This is a genomic window from Pseudoalteromonas sp., from assembly GCF_041613455.1.
Lineage (GTDB): Bacteria > Pseudomonadota > Gammaproteobacteria > Enterobacterales > Alteromonadaceae > Pseudoalteromonas.
In genome coordinates this window covers 1-3,383 of record NZ_JBFJHD010000277.1, presented here as the reverse complement: position 1 = coordinate 3,383, position 3,383 = coordinate 1, and the positions used below count along the sequence as shown (strand labels likewise).

The window sequence follows — 3,383 nt, the reverse complement described above, 5'->3', positions numbered from 1 at the left end:
GATGCACTTATTATTCCCAATAGTAGTATTTATCAAGGAACGTACGTTTATATTGTTGTAGATGGTTTGCTGCAACGCAAAAACATTACGCTTGCATGGCAAAATGCCAGCCAGGCAATGGTAAAAACAGGTTTAACAGCGGGGGATAAATTAGTGCTTACCCCTTTGGGGCAGGTCAGTTCTGGTACGCGAGTCACTATTATAGACGCTGAAAATACAGCGCCAACTCACTCAGTAAAAGAGCAGCGTCGCGAAGTAAAGCAAGGAGCTAAGTCATGATAGCTTGGTTTACCAAAAACCATGTAGCCGCTAACTTATTACTGGTCACTTTGTTGTTGTCGGGGCTGTTTAGCTTATCGAATAAAATCCCTATAGAAGTTTTTCCGTCTTTTGAAACAGACATGATCAGCATCAGCGTGAGCTTACGAGGTGCAACCCCTGAGGATGTAGAGCAAGGTGTTACCATTCGTATTGAAGAAGCGGTACAAGATTTAGAAGGCATAAAGCAAATATTCAGTCGCTCTTCAGAAGGCTCAGCCTCGGTAACCGTTGAGGTTGAAAGCGGTTATCAACCGCGTGAACTCCTTGCCGATATTAAAAGTCGGGTAGATGCAATAAACACCTTTCCTAGCGATGCCGAAAAGCCCATTGTGGCGTTAGCACAGCGCAAACGCGAAGTGATTGCCGTGACTATTTCCAGTGATTACGGTGAAAAAGAGACCCGCGAATACGCAGAGCAAGTACGCGATCAGCTATTGCGTTTAGCAAATGTGACACAAGTTGAGCTTAGTGGCGTTCGCGACTACGAGCTAGCAATAGAAGTAAGCCAAGATACGCTGCGCCAATATAACTTAACGCTGGCGCAAATCGCTAGTGCGGTTGCTAATTCAAGTTCAGATATTTCAGCGGGTAACTTAAAAACCGAAGGGGGCGATGTACTTATCAGCTCAAAAGGGCAAGCATATAGAAAAGATGAGTTTGCCAATATAGTTGTTAAAAACCAAGCCGATGGCACTATTATTCGCCTAGGTGATATCGCCACAATTAATGACGATTTTGAAGAAACTCCAGTGCGTACACGCTTTAATGGCAAGCAAGCCGCGTTTATCGATGTGTACCGTATTGGTCCACAAAGTGCGATTACCGTGGCCGATGAAGTTAAAGAATACATTAAAGCGCAGCAAGCATCATTGCCGCAGGGGTTTGCATTAAGTTACTGGGATGACGACTCGGAGATCGTTAAAAGTCGTATTGCTACATTAACAACCAATGCCCTTCAAGGCGGTATTTTAGTGCTGGCGCTGCTGACCTTGTTTTTACGCCCTGCCATTGCCTTTTGGGTGTTTATTGGTATTCCGGTGTCGTTTATGGGGGCATTTATTGCGATGCCTATTTTTGGCATCACCCTTAACGTAATGAGCTTATTTGGCTTTATTTTAGTACTGGGTATTGTGGTGGATGATGCCATCGTCACCGGTGAAAACGTGTATAGCCATTTAAGAACGTCTGAATCGGGTGAGCAGGCTGCCATTTTAGGTACGCAAGAAGTAGCCACTCCAGTTACTTTTGGGGTGTTAACTACCGTAGCGGCATTTTTACCTTTAGCCTTTATTGAAGGGGCACGCGGGGCGTTATTTGCACAAATTCCGGTGGTGGTGATTCCGGTGTTATTATTTTCTTTGATTGAGTCTAAGTTTGTGTTGCCAGCACATTTAAAATACCTCAAGTTGCGCCATCAAAAAACGAAGCAGTCTAAGTTCGACGCATTTCAGCAGCGCTTTGCCGATGGCTTTGAAAACGCTATTTTAAAGTACTACCAACCGGTATTAAATTTAGCACTGCGCCACAAACTAGCCACTGTGAGCCTATTTATTGGCGTATTTTTAATAATTTTAACTATGATCACCAGCGGGTGGACTAAGTTTATATATTTTCCGCGTATTCCCAGCGAAACAATCCGGGTAAATTTAACCTTGCCTGCAGGCACGCCATTTGAGGTCACTAATAAATACGTTATTGATATGTCGCAAAAGGCGCAGCAATTACAAGAAAAATACCGTGATCCAGACAGCGGCGAAAGCGTTATTTTAAATATACTGGCCACTACCGGTGGGCGTGGTGGAGTGTCTTATTCAGGTGCCGTGCGTTTTGAAATAACCCCAGCTGAAAAGCGTGAATCAGACATTGGCTCCCGTGAATTGGCCAGTGAATGGCGTGAACTCATAGGCGAAATACCCGGTGCCGAAAGCCTCACTTTTAGAGCCGAAATTGGCCGTAGCTCAGACCCTATCGATGTGCAGTTAAGTGGTACTTCATTAGTGGTATTGCAAGATGTGGCTGAGCATATTAAAGCGCGTTTAGCGACGTACCCTACGGTATTTGATATTGCCGATAGCATGTCCGATGGTAAAGAAGAGTTGCAAATAGAGCTCACCGAGCAAGGTTTGGCACTGGGTTTAAACCGCCTTAATGTGGCAAGCCAAGTACGTAACTCGTTTTTTGGCTCGCAAGTGCAGCGAGTACAACGCGGCCGCGACGATGTGCGCGTGATGGTACGCTTACCCATTGATGAACGCCGCTCGGTGGCTGACCTACAAAATATACTTATCAACACGCCGGCAGGTGGTACCGTGCCGTTATCACATATTGCAGTGTTAATCCCAGGGCAAAGCCCATCGACAATCAACCGAATTGACCGTTACCGCACCTTAAACGTCACCGCCGATATCGAAAAAAGCAATACCAATATGACGGTTCTACAAGCCGATTTAAGCCGTTATTTAGATGACTTAATGCAGCAATATCCAGGGGTAGATTACGCGCTAGAAGGCGAAGCGAAAGAGCAACGCGAATCGTTTGGTTCGTTAGCGTGGGCGTTGGTATTTGTGTTCTTTATTATTTATGCGTTGTTGGCGATTCCATTTAAATCGTATTTACAGCCTTTGATCGTTATGAGCGTGATTCCGTTTGGCATGATAGGCGCGGTTGTGGGGCATTGGATCATGGGCATGGATCTAACCATAATGAGTTTATTAGGTATGTTGGCACTGATAGGTGTTGTGGTTAATGATTCACTGGTATTAGTGGATTACATAAATAAAAAACGCAGCGCAGGATCTAATTTAATGGAGGTGGTTAAACGCGCGGGGGCAGCGCGGTTTCGTCCGGTTATGTTAACCAGCTTAACCACTTTTATTGGTTTGATGCCGTTATTATTTGAAAAGGCCACGCAAGCACAATTTTTGATCCCCATGGCGGTCAGTTTAGGTTTTGGCATTATTTTCGCCACCTTTATTACCTTATTACTGGTACCGGTAAACTACATGCTAATGGATCGTGTTCAGGGCTGCTTTAAATAGCTGTTAGGCGCGAGAAATAACATT

1 protein-coding gene and 1 pseudogene are annotated in these 3,383 nt (G+C 44.8%); both read left to right on the top strand.

Going from position 1 to position 3,383, the window contains the following annotated elements; translation table 11 throughout:
- Nucleotides 1–279 (top strand): annotated as a pseudogene (locus ABYB02_RS15835) (efflux RND transporter periplasmic adaptor subunit); the annotation flags it as partial.
- On the top strand, nucleotides 276–3,359 hold the full coding sequence (locus ABYB02_RS15830) for an efflux RND transporter permease subunit (protein WP_372763358.1): 3,084 nt from the start codon (nucleotides 276–278) through the stop codon (nucleotides 3,357–3,359). The pseudogene ABYB02_RS15835 and the gene ABYB02_RS15830, both read left to right, overlap by 4 nt.
- The last annotated feature ends 24 nt before the right edge of the window (nucleotides 3,360–3,383 follow it).